This window comes from Mesorhizobium sp. WSM3866, from assembly GCF_002294795.1.
Lineage (GTDB): Bacteria > Pseudomonadota > Alphaproteobacteria > Rhizobiales > Rhizobiaceae > Mesorhizobium.
The window spans coordinates 161,183-184,936 of sequence record NZ_NSGC01000007.1 but is presented as its reverse complement, the minus strand read 5'-3'; the positions used below and the strand labels follow the sequence as shown (position 1 = coordinate 184,936).

The 23,754-nt window shown below is 65.7% G+C and carries 15 protein-coding genes; 8 read left to right on the top strand and 7 right to left on the bottom strand.

Annotation, left to right across the window (positions count from 1 at the left end):
- Window positions 1-126: 126 nt before the first annotated feature.
- Genes CK222_RS17685 through CK222_RS17655 form a run of 7 tightly spaced genes read left to right on the top strand, consistent with a single transcriptional unit; the run spans window position 127 to window position 6,366 of the window.
- The gene (locus CK222_RS17685) at window positions 127-759 is read left to right on the top strand and encodes a DUF4129 domain-containing protein (RefSeq protein WP_095801351.1); all 633 of its coding nucleotides are present in this window, start codon (window positions 127-129) and stop codon (window positions 757-759) included.
- The gene (locus tag CK222_RS17680; RefSeq protein ID WP_095801242.1) at window positions 756-1,967 is read left to right on the top strand and encodes a hypothetical protein; all 1,212 of its coding nucleotides are present in this window, start codon (window positions 756-758) and stop codon (window positions 1,965-1,967) included. The genes CK222_RS17685 and CK222_RS17680 overlap by 4 nt, the downstream gene beginning before the upstream one ends.
- Window positions 1,954-2,910 carry a MoxR family ATPase gene (locus CK222_RS17675; protein ID WP_067000979.1) on the top strand — a complete coding sequence of 319 codons (957 nt, stop codon included), beginning with the start codon at window positions 1,954-1,956 and terminating at the stop codon, window positions 2,908-2,910. Before CK222_RS17680 ends, CK222_RS17675 begins: the two co-directional genes overlap by 14 nt.
- Complete coding sequence (locus CK222_RS17670) at window positions 2,907-4,211, top strand: DUF58 domain-containing protein (RefSeq protein ID WP_095801241.1); 1,305 nt, start codon at window positions 2,907-2,909, stop codon at window positions 4,209-4,211. The genes CK222_RS17675 and CK222_RS17670 overlap by 4 nt, the downstream gene beginning before the upstream one ends.
- Window positions 4,208-5,224 (top strand): stage II sporulation protein M, encoded by a 1,017-nt coding sequence (locus tag CK222_RS17665; RefSeq protein ID WP_095801240.1) that lies wholly within the window; start codon window positions 4,208-4,210, stop codon window positions 5,222-5,224. Before CK222_RS17670 ends, CK222_RS17665 begins: the two co-directional genes overlap by 4 nt.
- Window positions 5,211-6,074 carry an RDD family protein gene (locus CK222_RS17660; RefSeq protein WP_095801239.1) on the top strand — a complete coding sequence of 288 codons (864 nt, stop codon included), beginning with the start codon at window positions 5,211-5,213 and terminating at the stop codon, window positions 6,072-6,074. Before CK222_RS17665 ends, CK222_RS17660 begins: the two co-directional genes overlap by 14 nt.
- A 19-nt stretch (window positions 6,075-6,093) precedes the next feature.
- Window positions 6,094-6,366 (top strand): hypothetical protein, encoded by a 273-nt coding sequence (locus tag CK222_RS17655; protein ID WP_164747543.1) that lies wholly within the window; start codon window positions 6,094-6,096, stop codon window positions 6,364-6,366.
- A gap of 17 nt (window positions 6,367-6,383) precedes the next feature.
- On the opposite strand, the gene CK222_RS17650 is transcribed toward CK222_RS17655, so the two are convergent.
- A complete protein-coding gene (locus tag CK222_RS17650) occupies window positions 6,384-7,070 on the bottom strand; it encodes a D-lyxose/D-mannose family sugar isomerase (RefSeq protein WP_067329872.1) in 687 nt (228 codons plus the stop codon).
- A 207-nt stretch (window positions 7,071-7,277) separates the two neighbouring features.
- Here CK222_RS17650 and CK222_RS17645 point away from each other — a divergent pair, with 207 nt between their 5' ends.
- A complete protein-coding gene (locus tag CK222_RS17645; RefSeq protein ID WP_095801350.1) occupies window positions 7,278-8,336 on the top strand; it encodes a D-TA family PLP-dependent enzyme in 1,059 nt (352 codons plus the stop codon).
- Between the two features lie 233 nt (window positions 8,337-8,569).
- Here the strand turns inward: CK222_RS17645 and CK222_RS17640 are convergent, their stop codons facing one another.
- From CK222_RS17640 to hutG, 6 genes are all read right to left on the bottom strand, one after another.
- Complete coding sequence (locus CK222_RS17640) at window positions 8,570-9,328, bottom strand: heme ABC transporter permease (protein ID WP_067000549.1); 759 nt, start codon at window positions 9,326-9,328, stop codon at window positions 8,570-8,572.
- Window positions 9,329-9,535: 207 nt separating this feature from the next.
- A complete protein-coding gene (locus tag CK222_RS17635; protein ID WP_067000546.1) occupies window positions 9,536-11,305 on the bottom strand; it encodes a glucan ABC transporter ATP-binding protein/ permease in 1,770 nt (589 codons plus the stop codon).
- 376 nt (window positions 11,306-11,681) lie between these two features.
- The gene (locus CK222_RS17630) at window positions 11,682-20,261 is read right to left on the bottom strand and encodes a glucoamylase family protein (protein ID WP_095801237.1); all 8,580 of its coding nucleotides are present in this window, start codon (window positions 20,259-20,261) and stop codon (window positions 11,682-11,684) included.
- A 270-nt stretch (window positions 20,262-20,531) separates the two neighbouring features.
- Window positions 20,532-21,119, bottom strand: coding sequence for a HutD family protein (locus CK222_RS17625; protein ID WP_095801236.1), 588 nt, complete (start codon window positions 21,117-21,119; stop codon window positions 20,532-20,534).
- Window positions 21,120-21,123: 4 nt separating this feature from the next.
- Window positions 21,124-22,794, bottom strand: a complete 1,671-nt coding sequence (hutU, locus tag CK222_RS17620; RefSeq protein ID WP_095801235.1) for a urocanate hydratase — start codon at window positions 22,792-22,794, stop codon at window positions 21,124-21,126.
- Between the two features lie 36 nt (window positions 22,795-22,830).
- Entirely contained in the window at window positions 22,831-23,646 is an 816-nt protein-coding gene (hutG, locus tag CK222_RS17615) for an N-formylglutamate deformylase (RefSeq protein WP_095801234.1), read from the bottom strand.
- Between the last annotated feature and the right edge of the window lie 108 nt (window positions 23,647-23,754).

The window sequence follows — 23,754 nt, the reverse complement described above, 5'->3', positions numbered from 1 at the left end:
GGCCGCTCCACGCCAGCCTATCGCCCCAAAGCAAATCTGCCAGTATTGACGAGACGCGTCCAATCACTTGCAATTGTCCTGCGGTATTGCCAGTGTCGAACCCGTGGGTAGCAGGGGAGCGAGTTGGTGACAGCGGCACAGCCGGCCACAGCGGACGCCGAATGGCTGGCCAAGATGCACAAGCAGCTGCTGGCTGACGATTCGATCCAGTTTGACCTGCCGGGGCTGGTGCGGCCGGAGCCGCCGGAATGGCTGAAGCCTTTTCTGGAAGCCCTGGCAAAGCTAGGCCCTTACATGATCTATCTGTTCTGGGGCGCGGTGATCATCGGCGTCGCAATCATCGTGTTCCTGCTCGTGCTCGAGGCGAAGGGCATCGCCTGGCGGCTGCCGTGGCGGCGCGTGAGCAAGGAGGCGGAGGCGCAGGAGGAATGGCGCCCGGATGCCGGCGCGGCTCAGATCCTGCTCTCCGAAGCCGATGCGCTCGCCGCGCGCGGCGACTATGACGAGGCGGTGCATCTGCTGCTCCGGCGCAGCGTTGCCGACATCGCCAGCCGCCTGCCCGACTTCCTGCGCCCGTCGCTGACCGCGCGCGAGATCGCCGCCGCAGGTTCCATCCCGTCTCGCCCCCGCGCTGCCTTCAGTGAGATCGCGCGCATCGTCGAGGCTGCCTTGTTCGCTCGCCGGCCGGTCGGCGCCGAGGGCTGGCAGCAGGCGCGCGGCGCCTATGAGCGCTTTGCCTTCCGGGATGCCTGGGCATGAGCGCGGAGGCGACAGAGGCACAAGAGCCGTTCAGCCGCAGGACGCTGTTCTGGGGCATCTTCGCCAGCCTGCTCGCGGCCGCCGGATTCTTCCTGCTCTCGACCTACGCTCCGGACTTTCGTCAGCCCGAGGGCGGCGCAACACCGCTCTCCAAGGGCGGCACCGGCTATGCCGGGCTCGTGGAATGGCTGAAGCTCACCAACGGGCAGGCGCCGCCCATGGCGCGCGGGGAGAAGGATCTGCAATCTCCCCTGGCATCCACATTCCTGCTGATCGTCACCATCGCGCCCAACAGCGACCCGGCGGCGCTTCAGCGCATCATCAAGCTCCGCTTGGGCAAGCACACGCTTTTCGTGCTGCCCAAATGGGTCACCTTTCCGCAGCCGGGCCAGGAGGGCTGGGAGACGAAAGTCGAGCGGCTGCCCGCAACGGCGGTCAACGACTGGCTCGGTCGCCTCGCCAAGGCCAAGCTCGGCGACGGCAAGCCATCGGTCGATCGGATCGATGTAGAGGGGCGCAAGATCGCCGTGCCCGAGGAGTTGCAATGGGTAGCCGACAATCATCCGCTGATTGCGGCGGGTGACGGCAAGGCTGTTCTCACCGAACTCGACAGCGAACCCTTCTACATCCTGACCGATCCCGATCTCATCAACAACGCGGCGCTGAAGGATCCGCAAAAGGCGGCAGCGGCACTCGACATGATCGCCATGCTGGAGCCCGCCAAGGGCGCGGTTATGTTCGACCTGACGCTTCACGGCATCGGCCAGAACTACGATCTCGGCAAGCTCCTGGTCGAACCGCCCTTCCTGGCGCTGACGCTGTCGGTGCTGGTGGCGGCTGCCCTCGCCTTCCTGCACGGGCTCGGCCGCTTCGGGCCGCCACGCACCGAGGGTCGCGCCATCGCCTTCGGCAAGCAGGCGCTGGTCGACACCACGGCAATGCTCCTGAAGCGGGCAGGACGGCTGCAGGAACTCGGCGACCGCTATGCCGCGCTGATGCGCCAGCGCGCCGCCGCGCTGCTTGGCGCGCCGCACGGGCTGCAGGGTGAAGCGCTGGACCGCTGGCTGGATTCCCGCGACAAAAATGAGGCGAACGGCTTCACCGCACGGTTCAAGGCTGCGAACGGTTCCAACACATTGGCCGCAATGCATGAAGCAGCGGAAGAGCTGCATGACTGGACGGCAAGGAGGCTCGGTGAACGTCGATGAAGTGAAAGCCCTGGCGAGCGCGATCAGGGAAGAGGTGGCTAAAGCGATCACCGGGCAGCGCGACACGGTCGATCTGATGCTGACGGCGCTGTTCGCCGGCGGGCATATATTGCTCGAAGGTCCGCCCGGTACCGCAAAGACCATGACCGCGCGCTGCTTCGCGCAGGCGCTCGGCGTCGCCTATGGGCGCATCCAGTTCACGCCCGACCTGATGCCCGGCGACATCGTCGGCGCCAACATCTACAATTTCCAGACCGGCCAGTTCACGCTGACGCGCGGCCCGATTTTCTGCGATCTGCTGCTTGCCGACGAGATCAACCGCACGCCGCCGAAGACGCAGGCTGCACTGCTCGAAGCCATGCAGGAGCACGCTGTCACATTCGACGGCACGACCCATTCGCTCGGCAAGAATTTCATGGTCGTGGCGACGCAGAACCCGATCGAGCATCAAGGCGTCTATCCGCTCCCCGAGGCCCAGCTCGACCGCTTCCTGTTCAAGCACCGGGTCAGCTATCCGGACGCGCAGGAAGAACGTGCCATCATCATCCACCACGGCGGCGGCTCCGCCTCGCACAATATCGAGCAATACGGCATCAAGGCGCAGACCGACCGCAAGACGCTGGAGGCGGCGCTTGCCACAGTGGGCGCCGTCACGCTGGTCGACGACGTCGTCGGCTACATCGCGGCCCTTGTCCGCGGCACGCGCGAAAGCCCGGATCTGGAGGTCGGCGCCAGTCCTCGCGCCGGCGCCATGCTGGCGCGCGCGGCGCGAGCCCGGGCGGCGCTCGACGGCCGCAACTATGTCATCCCCGACGACGTCAAGGCTTTAGCCGTGCCGGCGCTGCGCCACCGCGTCATCCTCTCGCCGGCGGCGCAGATCGACGGACGGCTGGTCGAGCAGATCGTGTCCGACCTGGTCGACCAGACGGAAGCGCCGCGTTGATCTATCCGAGCGGCAGAGCGGTATGGGCGGCGGCGGCGGGAGCGATTCCCGCCTTCCTGATCGCGCTCGCGCTGCCGCATGTCTGGTATCTCGGGCTGCTCTGGATTTGCGCTTTGCTTGCCTTCTTGGCGGTCGACGCGGCGGCCGGGCGCGGACGCGCGTCGCTCAGCGCCACGCTCACCGCACCGCCGCAGGTCGGCGTCGGCGGACGTTTCACGCTGCACATCGCGGCCGGTCTCGGGGCGCGAACGCGCCGGCTGCAGGCGCGCGTCGGGCATGACCAGCGGCTGGCGCCGGTCAACGGCACGGGCGGCACACTGCCGGCAAATGGCGGCACGCTCGATCTCGAATTCGACGCCATTCGGCGCGGCATCGCCAGCTTCGATCGGCTGTGGCTGCGCTGGCAAGGGCCGTTCGGGCTGATCTGGAACCAGGCCGTGCTGCCGGTGGAGCGCAAGATAGCGGTGCTGCCCGATGTCAGCCGCGCCCGCGACGAGGCGATCACGCTGCTGCAGCGCTCCGCTCTTGCCGACGGCCATGCGCAGAAGCGCGCCGGCCAGGGCCGCGAGTTCGAGGCGCTGAAGGACTACCAGCCCGGCATGGGCCGGCGCATGATCGACTGGAAGCGCAGCGCCCGCCACGGCAAATTGCTTGCCCGCGAATTCCGCATCGAAGAGAACAACAACATCGTTCTAGCCATCGATAGCGGGCGGCTGATGTGCGAGCCGGTCGAGGGCGTGCCGAAGGTCGACCGGGCCGTGACGGCGGCGCTGTTGTCCGCCTTCATTGCGCTCAAGGGCGGCGACCTCGTCAGCCTGTTTTCTTTCGACGCCAGGCCGCGCGTTTCCAGCGGCGCCGTGCGCGGCTCGCCGAGCTTCACCATGATCCAGAAGCGCGCCGCCGAGATCGACTATTCGACCGAGGAGACCAATTTCACCCTGGCGCTGACGACGCTCGCCGCGAAGCTCGACCGGCGCTCACTGGTCATCGTTTTCACCGATTTCGTCGACCCGATCAGCGCCGAGCTGATGCTGCGCACCGTCGGGCGGCTGACCGAGCGGCATCTGGTGCTGTTCATGCTGATGAAGGATGTCGAGCTGGAGACTTTGGCCGATATGGCGCCTACCGCCCCGGAGGACGTGGCCCGCGCGGTCACCGCCGGCGACCTGCTCAGACAGCGGCAGGTGGTGATCGGCAGGCTCAGGCTGCTCGGCGCGCATGTCATCGAGGCCGACCACCAGCGGCTCGGCCCGGCGCTGGTCGAGCGCTATATCCAGCTCAAGGAGGAAAACCTCTTATGACGCTGCCCGCCGGCACCGATGCCGTGCGCCAGTCGCTGGCAAGCTTCCGCCAGGAGCGCGAGGCCGACTGGAAGGCGTTCGAGGCACTGCTTGCCCGCGTCGAGAAGCGCGCGCCGCGCGCGCTGTCGGAAGAGGAGCTGCTGTCACTGCCCCTCCTCTACCGCTCGGCACTGTCCTCGCTTTCGGTGGCGCGAGCCACTTCGCTCGACAGCGCACTGATTGCTTACCTCGAAGCGCTCTGCCTGCGCGGCTATTTTTACCTCTATGGCGCGCGGCGATCCTTGAGAACGCGCATCGGCGACTTCTTCCTGCACGACTGGCCGGCGGCGATCCGCGACTTGTGGCGCGAGGTGTGGGCATCGGTCGCCTTGACGGTGATCGGCGCCATTGCCGGGTACTGGCTGGTCGCCTCCGACAAGCGCTGGTACGACGCCATCATCGCGCCGAGCCTCGCCGGCGGGCGCAATCCGGATTCGTCGGCCGAGATGCTGCGCAGCGTGCTTTATGGCGGCGGCGACCACTTTCTCTCGGGCTTCGCCGCTTATCTCTTCACCCACAACACGCAGGTGTCGATCCTGGCCTTCGCGCTCGGCTTCGCCTTCGCGGTGCCCAGCGTGCTGATCATCCTGATGAATGGCTGCATGCTCGGCGCCATCTTCCAGATCTATGCCGCCAAGAGGCTCGGTTTCGAGCTCGGCGGCTGGCTGTCGATCCACGGCACGACGGAGCTTTTCGCCATCGCCATCGCGGGCGCGGCCGGCATGCGCATCGGCACCAGCATCGCCTTTCCCGGCGAGCTGACGCGCATGGCCGCGGCCTCACGAGCGGGCCGCGTGGCGGCGACCGCGATGGTCGGCGTCGTCGTGATGTTGCTGTTTGCCGGCCTGCTCGAAGGCATCGGCCGGCAGACGATCACAAGCGATATCGCCCGCTATTCGATCGGCGGCGGCATGCTGGCGCTCTGGATTTCTTATTTCTACCTGTTCCGGATGGTGCGGCATGGCAACGGCTAGGAATCCCGCCGCGCTGGTGCGCCCGCTGGTCACGCCGGAGGGCGTGGACCTGCGCGTCAAGCTGGCCGATGCCGGGACGCGGGCTTCGGGATTCCTGCTCGATGTGGTGATCATCGTCGTCGCCGCCGTCGCGGTCAGCCTTGTCGCGATCTTCGGCCTGGGCGGGCTCGGCGTGAAGGACGCCGAACCGCTCTTCATCGTCTGGATCATCTTCATCTTCCTGCTGCGCAACGTCTATTTCATCGCCTTCGAGGCGGGCCGGCGGGCGGCGACGCCCGGCAAGCGGATGGTCGGCGTCCGCGTCGCTTCGCGCAGCGGCGCCGGCCTCAGCCTCGACCAGGTCATCGCGCGCAACCTGATGCGCGAGATCGAGGTGTTCCTGCCGCTGTCGATCCTGGCGGCGCGCGGCAGCGCCGGCGTCGCCGACACGCTGTCGACCATCTTCGGCCTGGTGTGGACGCTGCTGTTCTCCTTATTCCCGCTCTTCAACCGCGACCGGCTGCGGATTGGCGACCTGCTCGCCGGAACCTGGGTGGTCGAGGCGCCGAAGGTGGCACTGCTCGAGGATCTGTCGCTGCGCAAGGATCCGGTCGCGACCCGCTTCCAGTTCAGCGCCGCGCAGCTCGACGCCTATGGCATCGCCGAGCTGCACAAGCTGGAGGAAGTGCTGCGCCGCGACGACTATTTCGCGATGAAAGCGGTGGCGGAAACGATAGGCCGCAAGATCGGCGCCAGGGTCGAGCCGGTCGATTCAAGGGCATTCCTCACCGCCTATTACGGCGAGCTGCGCGCGCACCTGGAGCGCAAGCTGCTGCTGGGCAATCGGAAGGCGGACAAGTACGCGCGGTAGACGCCTAAGCGAGGGAATGATGAGTTCGTTGCCCGAATTCGAACTTCAGGAAATGGAATCGCGGGCGGCCGCAGCCTGCCCCGGACCGTGGAAATCTTGGGACGAAGGTCGGGATTTCGACGGAGGATCCAACTTCATCCAGACCGGCAACGGCGCAGAGCGCGGCGAAGACATTGAAAGGTCCGGTGCGACCGTCGCGGAGCAAGATTTCATTGCGGCTGCGCGGCAGGACGTTCCTCGCCTGGTCGCGGAAGTGCGCCGGCTGCGCGCACTTCTTAATCAGACCGGATAGAGCCTCAGCGCCCCCGCCTACCCCACCCACTTCTCGTAGTCGGACACCAGAAGGTGAACCGGCGCCACATCCTCCTCGATGTTGGAGAAGCGGCCGATCGGATCGCGGAAGACGTTGTCGGTGAGGTCGTCATTGACGGTCGAGACCTCGCCGATCAGCACGTCCTTGCCCTCGGCCCAGAAGGCGTGCCAGACGCCCGGCAGCAGCGTCACGCTCTGGCCCGGGTCGAGCTTCAGGAGCCCGCCGGCGGGCAATCTGGTGATGGTGCCGTCGACCGGCACCGACACTTCGGCCTTCGGGTCGATGCCGCCGTCACGGTCGTGCATGAACAGTTCCAGCACCAGCTTGCCGCCGCCGCGGTTGATGATGTCCTCGGCCTTGATGTTGTGGCGGTGCATGGGCGACAGCTGGTCCTTGCGCGAGATCATGATCTTCTCGGCGTAGAGCATGCCCATGCCGAGCTTCATGTCCGCGTAGCGGCCGTTGCGGACGGTAAAAAGGAAGAGACCAAGCTCATCGAACTTCTCCTGGCCGTAGTCGGTGATGTCCCAGCCGAGACGCGAGCTGAAAATGGCCGAAGAGTCCGCCTTGTGCGCCTTCATCTCTTCCGGCGACCAGTAGGCGAAGGGCGGCATGATGTAGCCGAACGAGCGGATGAAGGCGTCGGCTTCGCGGATGATGTCGTTGATTTTGGAGCGCTTCATGGTCGTCTTCCTTCCGGCCGCTGGCTGCTGAAATCTGCCAACCCGAATATCGCAATGCCGGTCCGCTGTCGACGCAAACTGACGGCTCTGGCCCCGTGACATCCGGCCCGATCAAGCCCATAACCCCAACGGGTTTTTGATTGCGCATGTCTTTATCCCGAAACCGGTTCCCACTTTCGGGAGACATGCTTTTGAACGGTGATCTTCATGGCAAGCATAGACGATCTCGACACGCCGGCGATCCTGATCGACGCGGCCCGCGCCGAAGCCAATATCGCAAAGGCGCAGGCGCATGCCGACCGCCGCGGGCTGAAGCTCCGCCCGCATATCAAGACGCACAAGCTGCCCTACTGGGCGAAGAAGCAGGTCGCGGCTGGCGCGGTCGGCATAACCTGCCAGAAGATCGGCGAGGCCGAGGTGATGGCCGATGCCGGGCTTGAGGACATTTTCCTGCCCTACAACATTCTCGGCCGCGCCAAGTTGGAGCGGCTGAAGGCACTGCATGGCCGCGTCACGCTGTCGGTCACGGCGGACAGCCACGAAACGCTGTCAGGGCTAGCCGCGACCTTCACCGATACCGGCCACCCGCTGCCGGTGCTGGTCGAATGCGACACCGGCATGGGCCGCTGCGGCGTGCAGAGCCCGGCCGAGGCGGTTGCACTGGCGAAAGTGATCGACCAGGCCAGAGGACTAACCTTCGGCGGGCTGATGACTTATCCGGCGGCGGGCCGCGCCGCCGAAGCCGAGGCGTGGCTGCGGAACGCGCGCGAGACGCTTGCGGCGGCCGGGCTCGAATGCCGGCGCATCTCCAGCGGAGGCACGCCGGACATGTGGCGCTCGGGCGAGGACAGCGTCGTCACCGAATACCGGCCCGGCACCTACATCTATCTCGACCGCTACCAGGTCGCCAAAGGCGTCGGCACGCTCGACGATTGCGCGCTGACGGTGCTGGCCACCGTGGTCAGCCACCCGACGCCCTCCCGCGCCATCCTCGACAGCGGCAGCAAGGCTTTGTCCTCCGATACGCTAGGACTGCCGGATTTCGGCGAGCTGCTCGGCGTGCCCAGCGCGCGAGTGACTGGACTGAGCGAGGAGCACGGCAACGTCACGCTTTCAGACGGCGGCACCCTGCGCATTGGCGAGCGCGTGCGCGTGGTTCCCGATCATTGCTGCGTGGTGACGAATTTGTTCGACCAGGTGCATCTGATCGACGGCGACAAGGTGCTGGAAACGCTGCCAGTGGCGGCGCGGGGGAAGATGGCTTGAGGATCCTGAGACGCACGCAGATGTTTTAAGTTCGTCTAGGCTGGCGGGACAGCGCCCCCCGTGTCCTGCCGGATATCTCCCCCCACTTTGGGGGAGATTGGCGGCTCGGGCGTCGCGCCCTCCTCCAAACGCTGAAAGTTGCCGAAAGCAACGCACCATCCTTGTGGGGGAGATGTCCGGCAGGACAGAGGGGGGCGAGAAGGAACGCGACAGACCGCTATTGGTCCGAAAATCTACTGCCGTTCCGCCTGCCGCGCCGCAACCCTGCGCATCGCGATCACGCGGCGCCTGAAAATCTCCGTGCGGATCGCCATCAGGTGCAGCGCGAAGAACAGCACGGTGAAGCCAAGCGCCATCACGGCGAGCGGCCACAGCATCGAAGGGTCGATGGTCGGGCCGCCGAGGCGGAAGACCGAGGCCGGCTGGTGCAGCGTGTTCCACCAATCGACCGAGAATTTGATGATCGGGATGTTGATGAAGCCGACCAGCGTGATGATGGCGGCGGCCCAGGCGGCGCGGCCGGCGTCGTCCAGTGCGCGGGTCAGCGCGATAATCCCAAGATACATGAGGAAAAGCACGAAGACCGAGGTCAGCCGAGCGTCCCACACCCACCAGGTGCCCCACATCGGCTTGCCCCAGATCGAGCCGGTGATCAGCGCGAGCGCGGTGAAGGTGGCGCCGATCGGAGCCGCTGCCTTCAGCGCCACGTCGGCCAGCGGGTGGCGCCAGACCAGCGTGCCGAGCGCCGAGATCGCCATGATGGTGTAGCACATCATCGCAAGCCAGGCGAAAGGCACGTGGATGTACATGATGCGCACCGTGATGCCCTGCTGGAAATCCTCCGGCGCGGTGAAGCTCATATAGAGGCCGACGCCGAGCAGTATCGCCGCGGTCGCCGCGAGCCACGGAATGACCTTGTCGGCCAGCCCGACGAAGCGCGTCGGGTTGGCGAGATCGATCCAGCCGGCGAGGCGTGAGGTGGTGTCGCTCATGCCGATCTAAATAGACCGGCGATGCATCAGGGGCAATCGGACGGTTGTCGCACTCTCTCCTTCTCCCCTTGTGAGAGAAGGTGGATCGGCGCGCGAGCGCCGAGACAGATAGGGTGCGCGACGGAGTGAGACGCTGATCTTCCTGGAACACCTTCATCTGTCGCCTGCAGCGACACCTTGTCCCACAAGGGGAGAAGGGAAGAAAGCTTACGCCGCTTCCGTCACCGGACGGCTGAGGCGACGGACCTCCTCGTCGTTGAGCAGGCCGCCGGCGCGCAGCAGGGCTGCGAAGCGGCCGTTGCGCAGCGACAGCTCGGTGAAGCCGCCGTATTCGACCACCTTGCCCTTGTCCATGAAGACGACCAAGTCGGCGTCGCGCACGGTGGTCAGGCGGTGGGCGATGATGAAGGTCGTGCGGTTGCGGCGCAGTTCGTCGATCGCTTCCTTGACTCGGTCCTCGGTCTCGACGTCGAGCGCGCTGGTCGCCTCGTCGAGCACCAGGATCGGCGCATCCTTCAGCACGGCGCGGGCGATGGCGATGCGCTGGCGCTCGCCGCCCGAGAGCTGGCCGCCGCGCTCGCCGACGACGGTGTCGTAGCCGCTGCTCTTGGCCAGGATGAAGTCCTGTGCGGCGGCGGCATTGGCGGCGGCGTGCACCTCGTCATTGCTCGCATCGGCGCGGCCGACCCGGATGTTATCCTCGATCGAGCGGTTGAGCAGGCCGGCGTCCTGGAAGACGGTGGCGATTGAGTGGCGCAGCGACTTGCGGGTCACCGTGCGAGTGTCGATGCCGTCGATCAGGATGCGGCCGCTGGACGGCGTGAACACGCGCTGCAGCAGGTTGATAAGCGTCGTCTTGCCGGCGCCGGTCGGGCCGACGATGGCGACGGTCTTGCCGGCCGGCACCTCGAAGGAGACATTTTCGATACCATGGCCCGAATTCGCGAACTCGAAGCTGACGTCCTCGAAGCGCACACGGCCGGTGACGTTGGTCAACTCGCGCAGGCCGTCCGGCTCGGCGGTTTCGGCGGCCGAGTCCTCGAGGCGATAGAAATCCTCGAGCTTGGCGCGGGCCTCGGAAATCTGCGTCGTGAAGGCGGACATCTGGTCGAGACGGGCGATCAGCATTCCGGCAAAGCCGGTGAAGGCGACGACGTCTCCGACACGGAGCTGGCCACGGGTGACGAGATAAGCCCCAATCGAGAGCACAATCATCATCGAGATGGTCGACGACAGGCGGTTCAGCGCATTGGCGATCGCCCACCAGTCGAGCACCGGGTTCTGCGCGTCGAGCAGGTCCTTGACGTAGCGCTTCAGCGTCGCGGTCTCATGGCCGATGCGGTTGTAGCTCTGCAGCACGGCGACGTTGCTGACGCTGTCGGTCACATGGGCAAACACGGTATGGTAGTGGCGCTCGACGGCGGTCTGCCCCGACTTGGTACGGCGCATGACGATACGGCCGATTCCGACGTAGAGCACGCCGAGGCCCAGTAGCACGATTGACATGCGGATGTCCATGGAAAGCGCGGTCGGCACCAGCAGCACCAGCGCAATGGCCGTCGAGAGATGCACGCGCATGAATTCGAGCCACAGGCTGAACAGGGTTTCGACGGCGCGCAGCAGCGTGTGCAGCGAATTGGACGTGCCGCGCTGGTGGTGCCAGGCGAGCGGCATGGTGATGACGCGCTCGAAGGACTGGCACAGCACTTCCGAACGCCGGGCATGGGCGAAGCGGTCGGCGCCGCGCGACACCAGCACGAAAGCTATGACATTGAAGACACCGAGAGCGGCCCAGACGGCGAGCGTCGAAAACACCGGACCTTTTTCGGAAATGGCGCCGATCACCCGGCCCAAAAGGATCGGCTCGAGAATGGCGATCGCGGCAAGCGCGACGTTGGCGCCGCAGATCAGCGCGACGCGCTTCTTGTCCGCAGCCAGATAACTCAGCGCTCTAAAGTAGATCTGCAGAAGTGACACTTCAGCTACTCCGCCAAACTCTTGTCCGTGCTCAATGTCGGTATTGTGCGCCGCACCATTTTTTGACACGTACCGGTTTATGTGTCGCGAAACAATGCGTCGTCTATCCCTTCCGTTCCCATTTAGCGAACAAAAGATGACGACGGTGCGAAATCTGACGTGATCACCTAACGGTTTGAGATAAAAGGTGAAATGTCAGCCTTGCGGCAAAACAATGGCACCTGCCCAGCGCTGCCACATTTTTAATCACTTGGCACTTGCTTAGCCGTGCCTGAAGCAGCGTGGGCGCACGCTGCCCGGCCCATTGGCAAAGTAAAACGCCAAGCTCGGCCGCCCATCCCGAGAGATGCGCGGCCTGCAAGTCAAGTCTTTGATCCTACGCAGGTATCTTGACGACGACGTCGGTCATCTCACCGGCCTTCGGTTCGAAAGACCCTGATTTGGTCTTCGAACCATTGACTTCAAGCGCGATCGACTTGGTCTTTTTGTCGCGGATGACGCGAACCTTGATTTCGCCGCCGAACATCTTGAGTGTGGCGGCGTAGCCGTCCCAGTGGCCAGGCAGCTTCGGCCTAAACGTGATCTGCTTGCCGCGCCGCTCGATGCCGAGGATTCCTTCCACCGCGGCCCGGTAGAGCCAGCCGGCCGACCCCGTGTACCAGGTCCAGCCGCCGCGGCCGCCTTTTCCTTCGCCGGCGTAGATGTCCGCCGCCACGACGTAAGGCTCGACGCGGTAATGCTCGGCCGCCGCCTCGTCCGAGGCGTGGTTGACCGGGTTCAGCATCGAGAAGCAGCGATAGGCCTCGTCGGTGCGTCCCATCTCGGCCAGCGCGATGACGAACCAGGTGGCGGCATGGGTGTACTGGCCGCCGTTCTCGCGCACGCCCGGCGGGTAGCTCTTGATATAGCCGGGATCCTTGTCGCTGTTCGAGAAGGGCGGCGTGAACAGCTTGACGATCTTGTGCTTGTCGTCGACGAGCATCTTCGTCGCCTGCTCCATGGCCGTGGTCGAGCGGGCAGGATCCCCCTCGCCCGACAGCACGCTCCAGGACTGGGCGATGGAGTCGATCTTGCATTCGTCCGAATTGCGGGAGCCGAGCGGGCTGCCGTCGTCGAAGCTGCCGCGCCGGTACCACTGGCCGTCCCAGGCCGTGCTCTCCAGCGCCCGCTTCAGCAGGTCCGCGTGCTTCGTCCAGGCCTGCGCCCGCTTGCCATCGCTCTGTCCCTTGGCGATGGGGGCGAAGTCACCCAGCGTCTTCAGCAGGAACCAGCCTAGCCAGACGCTTTCGCCCTTGCCGCCCTCGCCGACACGGTTCATGCCGTCGTTCCAGTCGCCGCCGAGGATCAGCGGCAGGCCGGCCGGGCTGCTGCGCTTGATGGCCAGATCGAGCGCCCGCGCGCAGTGCTCGTAAAGCGAGGCTGTGGTCTTGGTGATCTCGGGCGTGAAGAACGCGTCGTGCTCCCCCTCGCCAAGCTCCTGCCCGTCGATGAACGGTATCTGCTCCTTGAGGATGGCGGCATCGCCCGTCACCTCGATGTAGCGGGCCGTCGCGTGCGCCAGCCACACGACATCGTCCGAGATCATGGTGCGCACGCCGGCATCGGTGCGGGGCAGCCACCAGTGCTGCACGTCGCCCTCCTGGAACTGCCGGCGGGCGGCGTTGAGAATCTGGTCGCGCGCCAGCTTCGGATCATGCGCCAGCAAGGCCAGCGTATCCTGCAACTGGTCGCGGAAGCCGAAGGCGCCGCTCGCCTGGTAGAAGGCCGACCGCGCGCGGATGCGGCAGGCCAGGCTCTGGTAGGGCAGCCAGTGGTTGACCATGGCGTTGAGCGCCTTGTCCGGCGTTTCGACCTGAATGGTGTCGAGGAAGCCGCGCCAGACGCGCTCATTATCGGCCAGACGCCGGTCGAAATCCTTGTCCCTGTGGGTCTGGACCAGGGCGCTCGCCTCGGCGGCCGTGGCGGCGTCGCCAAGCAGCCAGAACAGCGTCACGTCGCCGTCGGCCGGGATGTCGATGTCGCTGGCGATCACCGCGCACGGATCGTCGCCTGCCTCGACGCGGCCGGACAAAGCAACTCCGCCAAGCACGGCCTGCGGATATTCGGTCGTGCCGTGCCTGCCGACGAACTCGCCGCGGTCGGCGGTCACCGAATGAACAGGCGCCGTCGCGGCGAGGAAAGCCACCCGCTCGCCGAAGTCGAGCCCGTAGGGGTTCTGCGCCAGCATGGCGCCCGTCGCGGCGTCCCTGGTCGGCACAATGGTTGCCGCCGTGCGCGAGCGATGGCCGCCGAGCACCCACTCGGCATAGGCATAGACGCGCAGCCTTGCCGGCGCGGGGCCGGCATTCTGGATGCGCAGCCGCGTGATCTTCACCGGATCCACCGGGTCGACGACCTGCGTCAGATCCATCGAGAGCGGCCCGCGCTTCGAGCGGAAGGTCGAGAACCCCTGCCCGTGCCAGGTCTCGTAGGTCATCGAGGGATCGCGCACCACCGCGGCCATCGGCGAGAACGCCTTGCCGCTCAACTGGTCGTAGATATAGAAGCCCTCGCCCGGCCGGTTCGACACCGGGTCGTTCGACCACGGCGTCAACTGGTAGTCGCGGCTGTTGCGGCTCCAGGTGAAGCCGGCGCCCTCGGCAGAGACGTGGAAGCCGAAGGAAGCGTTGGAGATGACGTTGATCCAGGGCTGCGGCGTCACACGACGGCCGGTCAGCCGCGTCACGTAGTGGCGGCCGTCGCCGTCGAAGCCGCCAAAGCCGTTCCAGAGGCTGAGGCCGGTGCCGTCGGCGGCAATATCGGCTCCCCCCTCGCTTGCCCGCGTCGGCTCAGGCAAAGGCGGCGACGGCTGGCGGGCCGGAACGCCTTCCGCCTGCTGCAAAGCATCGCGAGCCTGCAATGCCGCCGTTTCGGCCCGCTCGAGCTGGTCGAAGATGGTGCCGTTGCGGGTGTGGAGCGCAACACGCGCGACCGACAGTAGGGTCTTGTAGGTCGGCTCGTCCATCAGGTCGCGGCGCACGGCGAAGATGTGCTGACGCGGGCCAAGCTCGCGACCACGCAGGCGGCTGTTCTCGCACAGCGTCTCCACTGCGCGCTGCAGGTCCTGCACGTAGGAGGATGCCTGCTCGTTGACGACGACGAAGTCGATCATCATGCCGCGGGCGCGCATGTATTCCTGGAAGCGCAGCGCCTGGGCGACGATCTCGAGATCGGCGACGTCGCCGATGCGCACCAGGAAGATGGGGAAATCGCCGGAGATGCTGGTCGGCCAGAGGCTCGACTGGCGGCCGAGGCCCGAGGCGATGGAGTCGGCGGGCAGACGCAGGAACGGATCGGGATAGATCAGGTAACGCGCCAGCTTCTGCACATTGGCGGCATCGGTCAGGCTGAGGCCGAGATGGCGCGTCTGCACCTGGCTGCGCGTCCAGGCGAGCATCGCCTGGCGGGCGAAGCTCTCCTGATGGTCGAGGCGGCCGATCGCCTCGTCGAGCTCGCCGCGGTTGGCGCCGACGACGGTCCAGAAGGTCAGCGAGATCTTCTTGTTGGCCGGCACGCGCACCTGGCGGCGAAGTGCCGCCACCGGGTCGAGCGTGAAGCCGTGGCTGCCGGAGAGCCGGGCGCCGGGGTCGAAGGCGGCAGCGTCGGCGATGGTGCGGCCACGGCCGATGAAGGCGCGGCGATCGGTCTCGGCCTCGGCGTCGCGCGAGGGACCCGACGGATCGGTGACGAAATGCACCATGGTTAGGTCGGGCTCGTTCTTTTCGCGCTTGCGCCTGGTGGCGAAGATCGCGCCGTTGTTAGCGGAGATCTCGGTCTCGACGAACATCTTCGAGAACGCCGGATGGGCGTTGTCGGAGGCTTCGTTGCCCAGCACCAGCTCGGCAAAGGACGTCACCTCGATGTGCCGGTCGGTGGGGCCGTCATTGTAAAGCGTGACGCGCCGGCCTTCGCCGTTCCCTTCGGAGATGACGATGCACTCGACCTCCGAACGCAGCGAGCCGATCGATTTGGCAAAGCTCGCCTTGTCGTCGGCAAACAGCGTCTGCACGCGCTCGCCCTCGGCGCGCTTCGGCTCGGCGGTGGCCGACCACCAGTCGCCGGTCGCGGTGTCGCGCAAGAAGATATAGGAGCCGAGACGGTCTTCGCTCGGGTCCGGCTGCCAACGGGTGATGGCAAGCTCGCCGAAGCGGCTGTAGCCGGAGCCGGTGGCGGTGACCATGACCGAGTAACGGCCATTCGACATGACGTTGGTCGCGCGCAGCGCCTTGATCGGGTCAAGGATGATGCGGCTGTCCGGGCTCTCGGTCTCGGTCTCGTCCTTGGAGCGCTCGTCGGCCTCGGTCCTGACGGTGGCGGTCGGGATGTCGCGCGGCGCCTTCTCCTGCAAGAGGAGTTCGGCCGACTCAATCACCGGATCGCTGTGGAAGCGTTCGCGCAGCCGACCCTCGAAGATGGCGTCCGCCACGGCGGCGATCGACATGCCGGAATGGTGGGCCATGTAGTTCTGGACGACGGCATGGTCGGTGCCTTCCGGCACGCGCTGCGGCGTGAAGTCGACCGCATCGTAAAAGCCGTGCCGGCCGAGCGCGCCGATCGCGCGCAGCCGCATCAGGTTCTGCACCGCCTCACGCGGATTGAACTGCGCCGCCAGGATGGTGGCGTAAGGCGCGATCACGGTGTTCTGGCCGAGACCACGCTTCAGGCCGAGGCCGGGCACGCCGAAGTTGGTGTACTGGTAGGTGAGCTCGCGGTCGCGGGCATTGTAGGCCGCTTCCGAGATGCCCCAGGGCACGTTCTTCGAGCGCGCATACTGGATCTGGCGCTTGATGATGAGCTTGCTGGTCTGGTTGAGGATCGAGCCCTGCGGCTCCTTCATCACCAGCGGCGGCATCAGGTACTCGAACATCGAGCCCGACCAGGACATCAGCGCGCCCTTGAAACCGATCTCGACAATCGGCCTGCCGAGCCGGAACCAGTGCTCGGTCGGCAAGTCGCCCTTGGCGATGCCGAACAGGCTGGTCAGCCGCGCCTCGGAGGCGAGCAAGTCGTAGCAGCTCTCGTCGAGCTGGTGCTCCTCGACGCGATAGCCAATCGACAGGAGCTTGCGCTCCTGCCGCATCAGGAAGGAAAAATCCATCTCGAAGGCGTAGCGGCGGCAGCGCCCGCGCAGCGCGAGCAGCTTGGTGCGGAGCGCCGAGACCGCGCTTTCGTCATTGTGCGAATCGTGCACATGGGCCTCGCAGGTCGCCTCCAGCCTGGCCGCCCAGTCGGCGATGACGTCGCTCTTGGGCGACGCCGCCTCGACGTGGATGGCCGTGGCGAGCTTGCGGATCTCGCCGGCCAGCACCGCGAGATTGATCGTGCGGATCGAGGCCATCTCGGGCTGCGCCTTGATGGTCATCACTGCCCGGCGCATGCCGTCGAGGCGGTCGGCAAGACGCTGGCGCAGCGGCCGCAGCTGGCGGCGGTCGTCGGGCAGTTCCTCCAGGCTCTCGTCGAGGATGGTGACGGTGTCGAGGATGCCCTCGAAATCGCCCTGCAGGTGGACGGAAGGCGCCTCGGCCCATTCGGCGCAGGCCGCGGCCACGGCGACCAGATGGCCGGCGAGATTGCCGCTGTCGACCGCCGAGATATAGAGCGGATAAAGCGGCTTCAGCGTCGTCGTGTCGTACCAATTGTAGAGATGCCCGCGGTCGCGCGGCATGTTCTCGATGGTCGTCATCGTGGCGTCGATGCGGGTGATGGCATCCGACAGGCTGATCCAGCCGAAGTCGCGCGCCGACACCACCGAGAGCAGGTAGACGCCGATGTTGGTCGGCGAGGTACGCGGCGCCACCACCGGGGCCGGGCTTTCCTGGAAATTGTCGGGCGGCAGATGGTGATGCTCGGCCGTCACGAAGGTCTCGAAATAATGCCAGGTGCGACGCGCCACGGTGCGCAGCGCATGGATGTCAGCGGCGGAAATGCGCAGCCTGTCCTCGGTCTCGGCCGAGCGGCTGATCCAGCAGGCGACGGCGGGCGAGCCGATCCAGAAAATCGCGAAGAAGAAGGCGACGAACGCGCCGGTGGAATCGGCCAGCACCGGCACGGCAAGGCCGACGACGCCGATGATCACGGCGCCATACATCATGCTGTAATAGGCGCCGAGATCGCTGCCGCCGGTCTTGTGCGCCTGCGAGGCGGTGCGCCACTCCAGAAGGTTCTGGCGGCTGACGAAGAGCCGGTAAAGAGTGCGGACGATGGCATCGCCCATCATCCAGGCAAGGTGCGCCATCAAAAGCACCTTCAGCGCCACCAGCGCGGTGCCGAACACAGTGTCGCGGGCCAGCGCCGAGAAATGGCCGCGCGGCGTCTGGTCGCCGCTCTTCGGCAGGATGCCGTTGACGATGTCGAAAGTCGGGGCCATGAACAGGCTGAGGATCATCAGCGCCTGCCACTGCGCGGCCTGCGTGAACGGCAGCAGCGTCCAGCCGGCGATACAGGCCATCACCCAGAAGATCGGGGTCACCGAGCGGCGGAGGTTATCGACCATCTTCCAGCGCGACAGTGCCGGAACGCCAGAGCGCGGATCGAACATGAAGCCGAGCAATTGCCAGTCGCCGCGCGCCCAGCGGTGGTGGCGTGAGGCGTCGACCGAGTAGCGGGTCGGATAGTCCTCGACCAGTTCGACATCGGTGACGAGCGCGGCGCGCGCCAGGGCGCCTTCGAGCAAATCGTGGCTGAGGATGGTGTTTTCCTCGATGCGGCCCTTCAGCGCCGTTTCGAAGGCGTCGATATGGTAGAGGCCCTTGCCGGTGAAAGTGCCGTCGCCGAAGACGTCCTGATAGACGTCGGACACGGCAAAGACGTACGGGTCAAGACCGCGATTGGCCGAGAAGACGCGCTGGAAGAAGGAGGCATCGTCGCCGCTGGTGAGCGAGGCGGTGATGCGCGGCTGCAGGATGGTGTAGCCGGCTGTGACGACGCGCTTTGCCGGATCGAAATGCGGACGGTTGAGCGGATGCGCGAGCTTGCCGACAAGGCTCGAGACGGCGTCGCGGGTGGTGCGCGTATCGGCGTCGAGCGTCATCACATAGGTGACTTTGTCCGGCAGCGGCACATCGAGCGGCAGGAAGGTGGTATCGCTGTCGCCGCGCAGCAGAAGGTTGAGCTCGTGCAGCTTGCCGCGCTTGCGTTCCCAGCCCATCCAGCAGCCCTGGGCCTGATTGTAGAGCCGGCGGCGATGCAGAAGATAGAAGCGCGGAGCACCTTCCGACGGGTAGCGGGCGTTCAGCCTGGCGATCTCGTCGCGGGCATATTGCAGGATCTCGATGTCGGCTGCGTCGATTTCGGTTTTGGAATCCGGCCAGTCGGACAAAAGCGCGAAATGGATCTCTTCTGCCGTGTTGGCGAGATGATGCACCTCGATGTTGCGGATGTTTTCCTCGACGTCGTCGCGCGACCCGATGAGCGAAGGCACGACGACCAGCGTGCGCGCTGAGGTGGGGATGCCGTGCTTGTAGTCATAGCCGACGAGCCGCGTCGGCTTGAGGAAGAGCGCCACGACGGTGTTGAAGAAGGCCAACGCGCCTTCGCTCGCCGGCACCGCGAACAAAGCCAGCATCAGCGTGATCGCCCCCGCCGAGAGGCCGAGATTGGCAAGCGCGTTGCCGGACAGCACAAGCAGGAGCACCGTCAGCAGGAAGACCGGCACGACGATGCCGAGCCAGCCGGTGGCGGCAAAGGCGCGCTTGAAAGTCACATAGAAGGGAGCCCGGTAGCCGATCGCCTGTTCCAGCTCCGGCCGACGCGGTCCGACCAGGAAGAAGCCGACATCGGTATGCACGGAGGGGTCGGCAGTTTCCGGCACGCCGGACGCATCGGTGACCCCAGGCATGTGGCCTGCAAGCTCGATCGCCGTTTCGGCGACGCGGAATTCGGAAAGGTCGGAGCGGCGCGCAAGCTGCTCGATCGCGGTGCGATACTGATCGCGCGAGAAGAAATCGAGCGCGGCGAAATCGGTCTTCTCGCGCAGCAGCGTGTCGATGCGGCTGACGCCCTCGAACCAGACCGTCCAGTCGACGTCGTTGATGAGGCGCAGGCCGCGGATGATATTGCCGGTGGTGACGTTGCCGCTGGACAGCGTCTGATGCTCGGAGATGATGATCTCCTCGGCGTCGGAGCCGGTCTTCTCGAGCTCGCCCTCCAGCCATTCCAGCGCGCGGCCGGCGTTCTGCGAACCGTCACGCAGGCGATAAAGGAGCTGGGTGGCGAAAGTGGTATCCTGCGCATGCGCGGCGTAGCTCGACAGGATCCTGGTCCGGTCGGCATTGTCGTCGGTCGCCAGCACCCGGTCGGCGACCTCGTTGGCGATCTGGCGCATCTCTCTGGTACGGTTGACGCGCACTGCGATGCGTCGGAGGTTTTCGATCAGCACGAACCGCAGCAGCGACGGCAGCGCCCAGAGCTCGCCGATCTTCAGCGGCTCGACCGATTGAAAGCCCTCGACGATGGCCTTGAACATGGTCGCCGAGACGGCGCTGTCGGAATGCTCGACATAGCTCCAGGCGACGACGAAGGCGCGCGGCAACGCCGTGCCGCCCGCAAGCTTGAGTGTCGGCAACTGGCGGTAGAAACGGCGCGGCAGATCGCGCTTGACCTGAAATATGGTCTCTTCGACCAGGTAGTTGTTGTCGAGCAGCCATTGCGCCGCGGGCGTGATCGTCTCGCCCTTGGCCTGGGCGGCGTTGGTCGAACGGTAGACTTCGAGAATCTTCTTGGCGCTATCACGGATGCGGGCCTGGAATTCGAACGGCGAAAGCCCGAACAGGTCCCTGACATCGCCCTTGGCGAGTGCTGCGCCCAGCGCGCGCAGCCGGTCTTCCGGCAGGAAATTGGAGCGTATCGGCGCTTCCGTGACGGTCGGGAAGCCGGCACTAGTTTGTTCAATCTTGGCGGGATTCGTCTGGATGTTCATTGATTATTCCGTAAGGCGGGGCGCGATGCGGCGTCACCGCCACGGCAATGGCCCTAAAACCGGTTCAAATGCAATCTGTTGCATGGCAGGTTCGGCCGAAAGTTTGTTTGCGCTCCATGACAGGGGCGTCCCCTTTCGACAACTCAAGGGCGAACGCCCCTCGCTTCCCGCCCCGGGTCCGATCAGGGAAAGGATTCAGGCTTTTTCGTGATACATGCAAGGGCCCAGGCGATATTTCGCCCGCGCCGCGATCATGTTTGGCAACAGCCGTTAACCATTGGCGGCGGTGACGCGCAGGCGGATCACAAAAATCAGCTCATGCCCTTCAGGCTGGAGGCGCAGTTTCCGGCTCTGCTGATCGAGGACGAGCGCATCAAGCGGTCCGAGGCTGGCAGCGGTGTCCGTGAGGACTGTGACGCCACCGCCAACCGGCAAGATAATCGTCGTGCCGTCGGTCGACCTTATCTCGACTTCACCCGAAACAGGCAAGCGCTCGACCGTATGGCTGATGCAGCCGCGGCGGCTCATGACGTTGAGATCGGTGATCGGGCCGCCCATCAACGTGGCGCGGGTCGGCACGTCGCCGGGAAAAGGAAGCGGCGCCGAGGCTGGCGTCAGCCGCGCCGGCGGTCGAGCGGCGATGTCGAGCATAATGCCGTCGCCTTCCAGCACCGACAGCGTGCGGTCGACCCCGGCGAAGCTGGAGAATGGCCCGCTGGTCTCGACGCGCGCCATGGAGATGCGCCAGTCGAAATCCTCGAGACCGGCGCCATCAGGCGAGACGGCGATCTCGGTGGTCGTGCCGCCGCCGTTCTTCCACGGCATGACGCGATAGCCGGCGGCACGAAGGATGCGCATCGCCTCAACCCAGTATGCCCGGCAGGTTGAGCTGGTGCTCCTTCGCGCACTCGATGGCGATGTCGTAACCGGCATCGGCGTGACGCATGACGCCGGTCGCCGGGTCGTTCCACAGCACGCGCTCCAGGCGCCTGGCCGCGTCAGGCGTTCCGTCGGCGACGATCACCATGCCGGCATGTTGCGAGAAGCCCATGCCGACGCCGCCGCCGTGATGCAGCGAGACCCAGGTGGCGCCGGACGCGGTGTTGAGCAGCGCGTTGAGCAGCGGCCAGTCGGAAATGGCGTCGGAGCCATCCTTCATCGCCTCGGTCTCGCGGTTCGGCGAGGCGACCGAGCCGGAATCGAGATGGTCGCGGCCGATCACGACCGGCGCCTTGAGCTCGCCGTTGGCCACCATTTCGTTGAAGGCGAGCCCCAATCGGTGGCGGTCGCCAAGCCCGACCCAGCAGATGCGCGCCGGCAGGCCCTGGAAGGAGATGCGTTCGCGCGCCATGTCGAGCCAATTGTGCAGATGCGTGTTGCCGGGGGTGAGTTCGCGCACCTTGGCGTCGGTCTTGTAGATATCTTCCGGATCGCCCGAGAGCGCAGCCCAGCGGAACGGGCCGATGCCGCGGCAGAACAGCGGACGGATGTAAGCCGGCACGAAGCCGGGGAAGGCGAAGGCATTTTCGAAACCCTCGTCCTTGGCGACCTGGCGGATGTTGTTACCGTAGTCGAGCGTCGGCACGCCGGCGTTCCAGAACGCCACCATCGCCTCGACATGCTCGCGCATCGACGCGCGCGCCGCCTTCTCCACCGCCTTCGGATCACTGACGCGCTTCTCGCGCCATTCGGCCATGGTCCAGCCCTTGGGCAGATAGCCGTTGATCGGGTCATGCGCCGAGGTCTGGTCGGTGAGGATATCGGGGCGGATCCCACGCCTGAACATCTCCGGCACGATCTGGGCGGCATTGCCGAGCAGGCCGACGGACTTCGCCTCGCCGGCCTTGGTCCAGCGCTCGATCATTTCCATCGCCTCGTCGAGCGTTTTGGCCTTCTCGTCCAGGTAGCGAGTGCGCAAGCGGAAGTCGATCGAGTCCGGATTGCATTCGATGGCGAGGCAGGAGGCGCCGGCCATGACAGCGGCCAGAGGCTGGGCGCCGCCCATGCCGCCGAGGCCGGCGGTCAGGATCCACTTGCCCTTGAGATTGCCGCCATAGTGCTGGCGGCCGGCCTCGACGAAGGTCTCGTAGGTGCCCTGAACGATGCCTTGCGTGCCGATATAGATCCAGGAACCGGCCGTCATCTGGCCGTACATCATCAGGCCCTTCCTATCGAGATCGTTGAATTTTTCCCAGGTCGCCCAGTGCGGCACGATGTTGGAATTGGCGATCAAGACGCGCGGCGCGTCCTTGTGGGTGCGGAAGACGCCGACCGGCTTGCCCGACTGCACCAAGAGCGTCTCGTCCTCGCCGAGCGTCTTCAGCGACGCGGCGATGCGGTCGAAATCGTTCCAGGTGCGCGCCGCCCGGCCGATGCCGCCATAGACCACGAGCTCGTTCGGGTTCTCGGCAACCTCCGGATCGAGATTGTTCATCAGCATGCGCAGCGGCGCCTCGGTCGTCCAATAGCGGGCGTTGAGCTTGTCGCCGCGCGGCGCGCGGACTTCACGGATGTTGTGGCGAGGGTCGGTCATGTCGGCAGTTCCCTTCGATCAGGTGCGGCGGGAGCGTCAGCGCGCGGCCCAGGCAATCGCGGTTTCGAGAATGGTTTTCAGCGTGGCGCGGATCGGCGCCGCGTAGGTTGGGTCGTAAGGCACCGGCCAGTTGTCCGGCGCGCCCTTTTCCGACGGCTCGCGCATATAGCCGCGGTTCGAGAGCTCCATCTGCAGCGCATGGACGCCGCTCTGCGGCCGGCCGAAACTTCTGGTGATCCAGCCGCCCTTGAAGCGCCCATTGACCACCCAGGACTGGCTGCTCGCCGCGAGGATGGCGGCTACCTTTTCCTGCAGCGATGGTTCGGTGCTCTTGCCGTCATTGGTGCCGAGATTGAACACCGGCAGCGTGCCTTCGAACAGGCGCGGCAGCACCGAGCGAATTGAATGGCAGTCATAGAGCACGATCTTCTCGTGCATGTCGCGCAGACGGTCGATCTCAGCCTGCAGGGCGGCATGGTAAGGCGCGAAGTAAGTCTCGCGGCGCAGGTCGATCTCGGACGGCGTCGGCTCCTCGCCCATGCGGTAGAGCGGATCGCCATCAAACGTGTCGGTGGGGCAGAGCGTGGTCGTCGCCTGTCCAGGATAAAGCGAGACGCCGGAGGGGTCGCGGTTGACGTCGATGACGGTGCGCGAGATGGCGGTGTGGACGACCGTGGCGCCAAGATCGTTCGCGAAGTCGTACAGCTTGTCGATCCACCAGTCGCAGTCGCGGCGGCCGAGCCACGGCGAGACCAACCGGCTGTCGAGGCCCGCAAGATCTATGCCGGTGTGCGGGATCGAGACCAGCAGCGGCGCCGTACCGCGTGTGATGGTGAGCCAGGGCGTGGTCATTGGAGCTCTCCACGGGTTGGAGCTCTACGGCGCCCCCCTCTGTCCTGCCGGACATCTCCCCCACGAGGGGGGAGATCAGATATCACGCCGGCTTTCGCCAATCGTCCA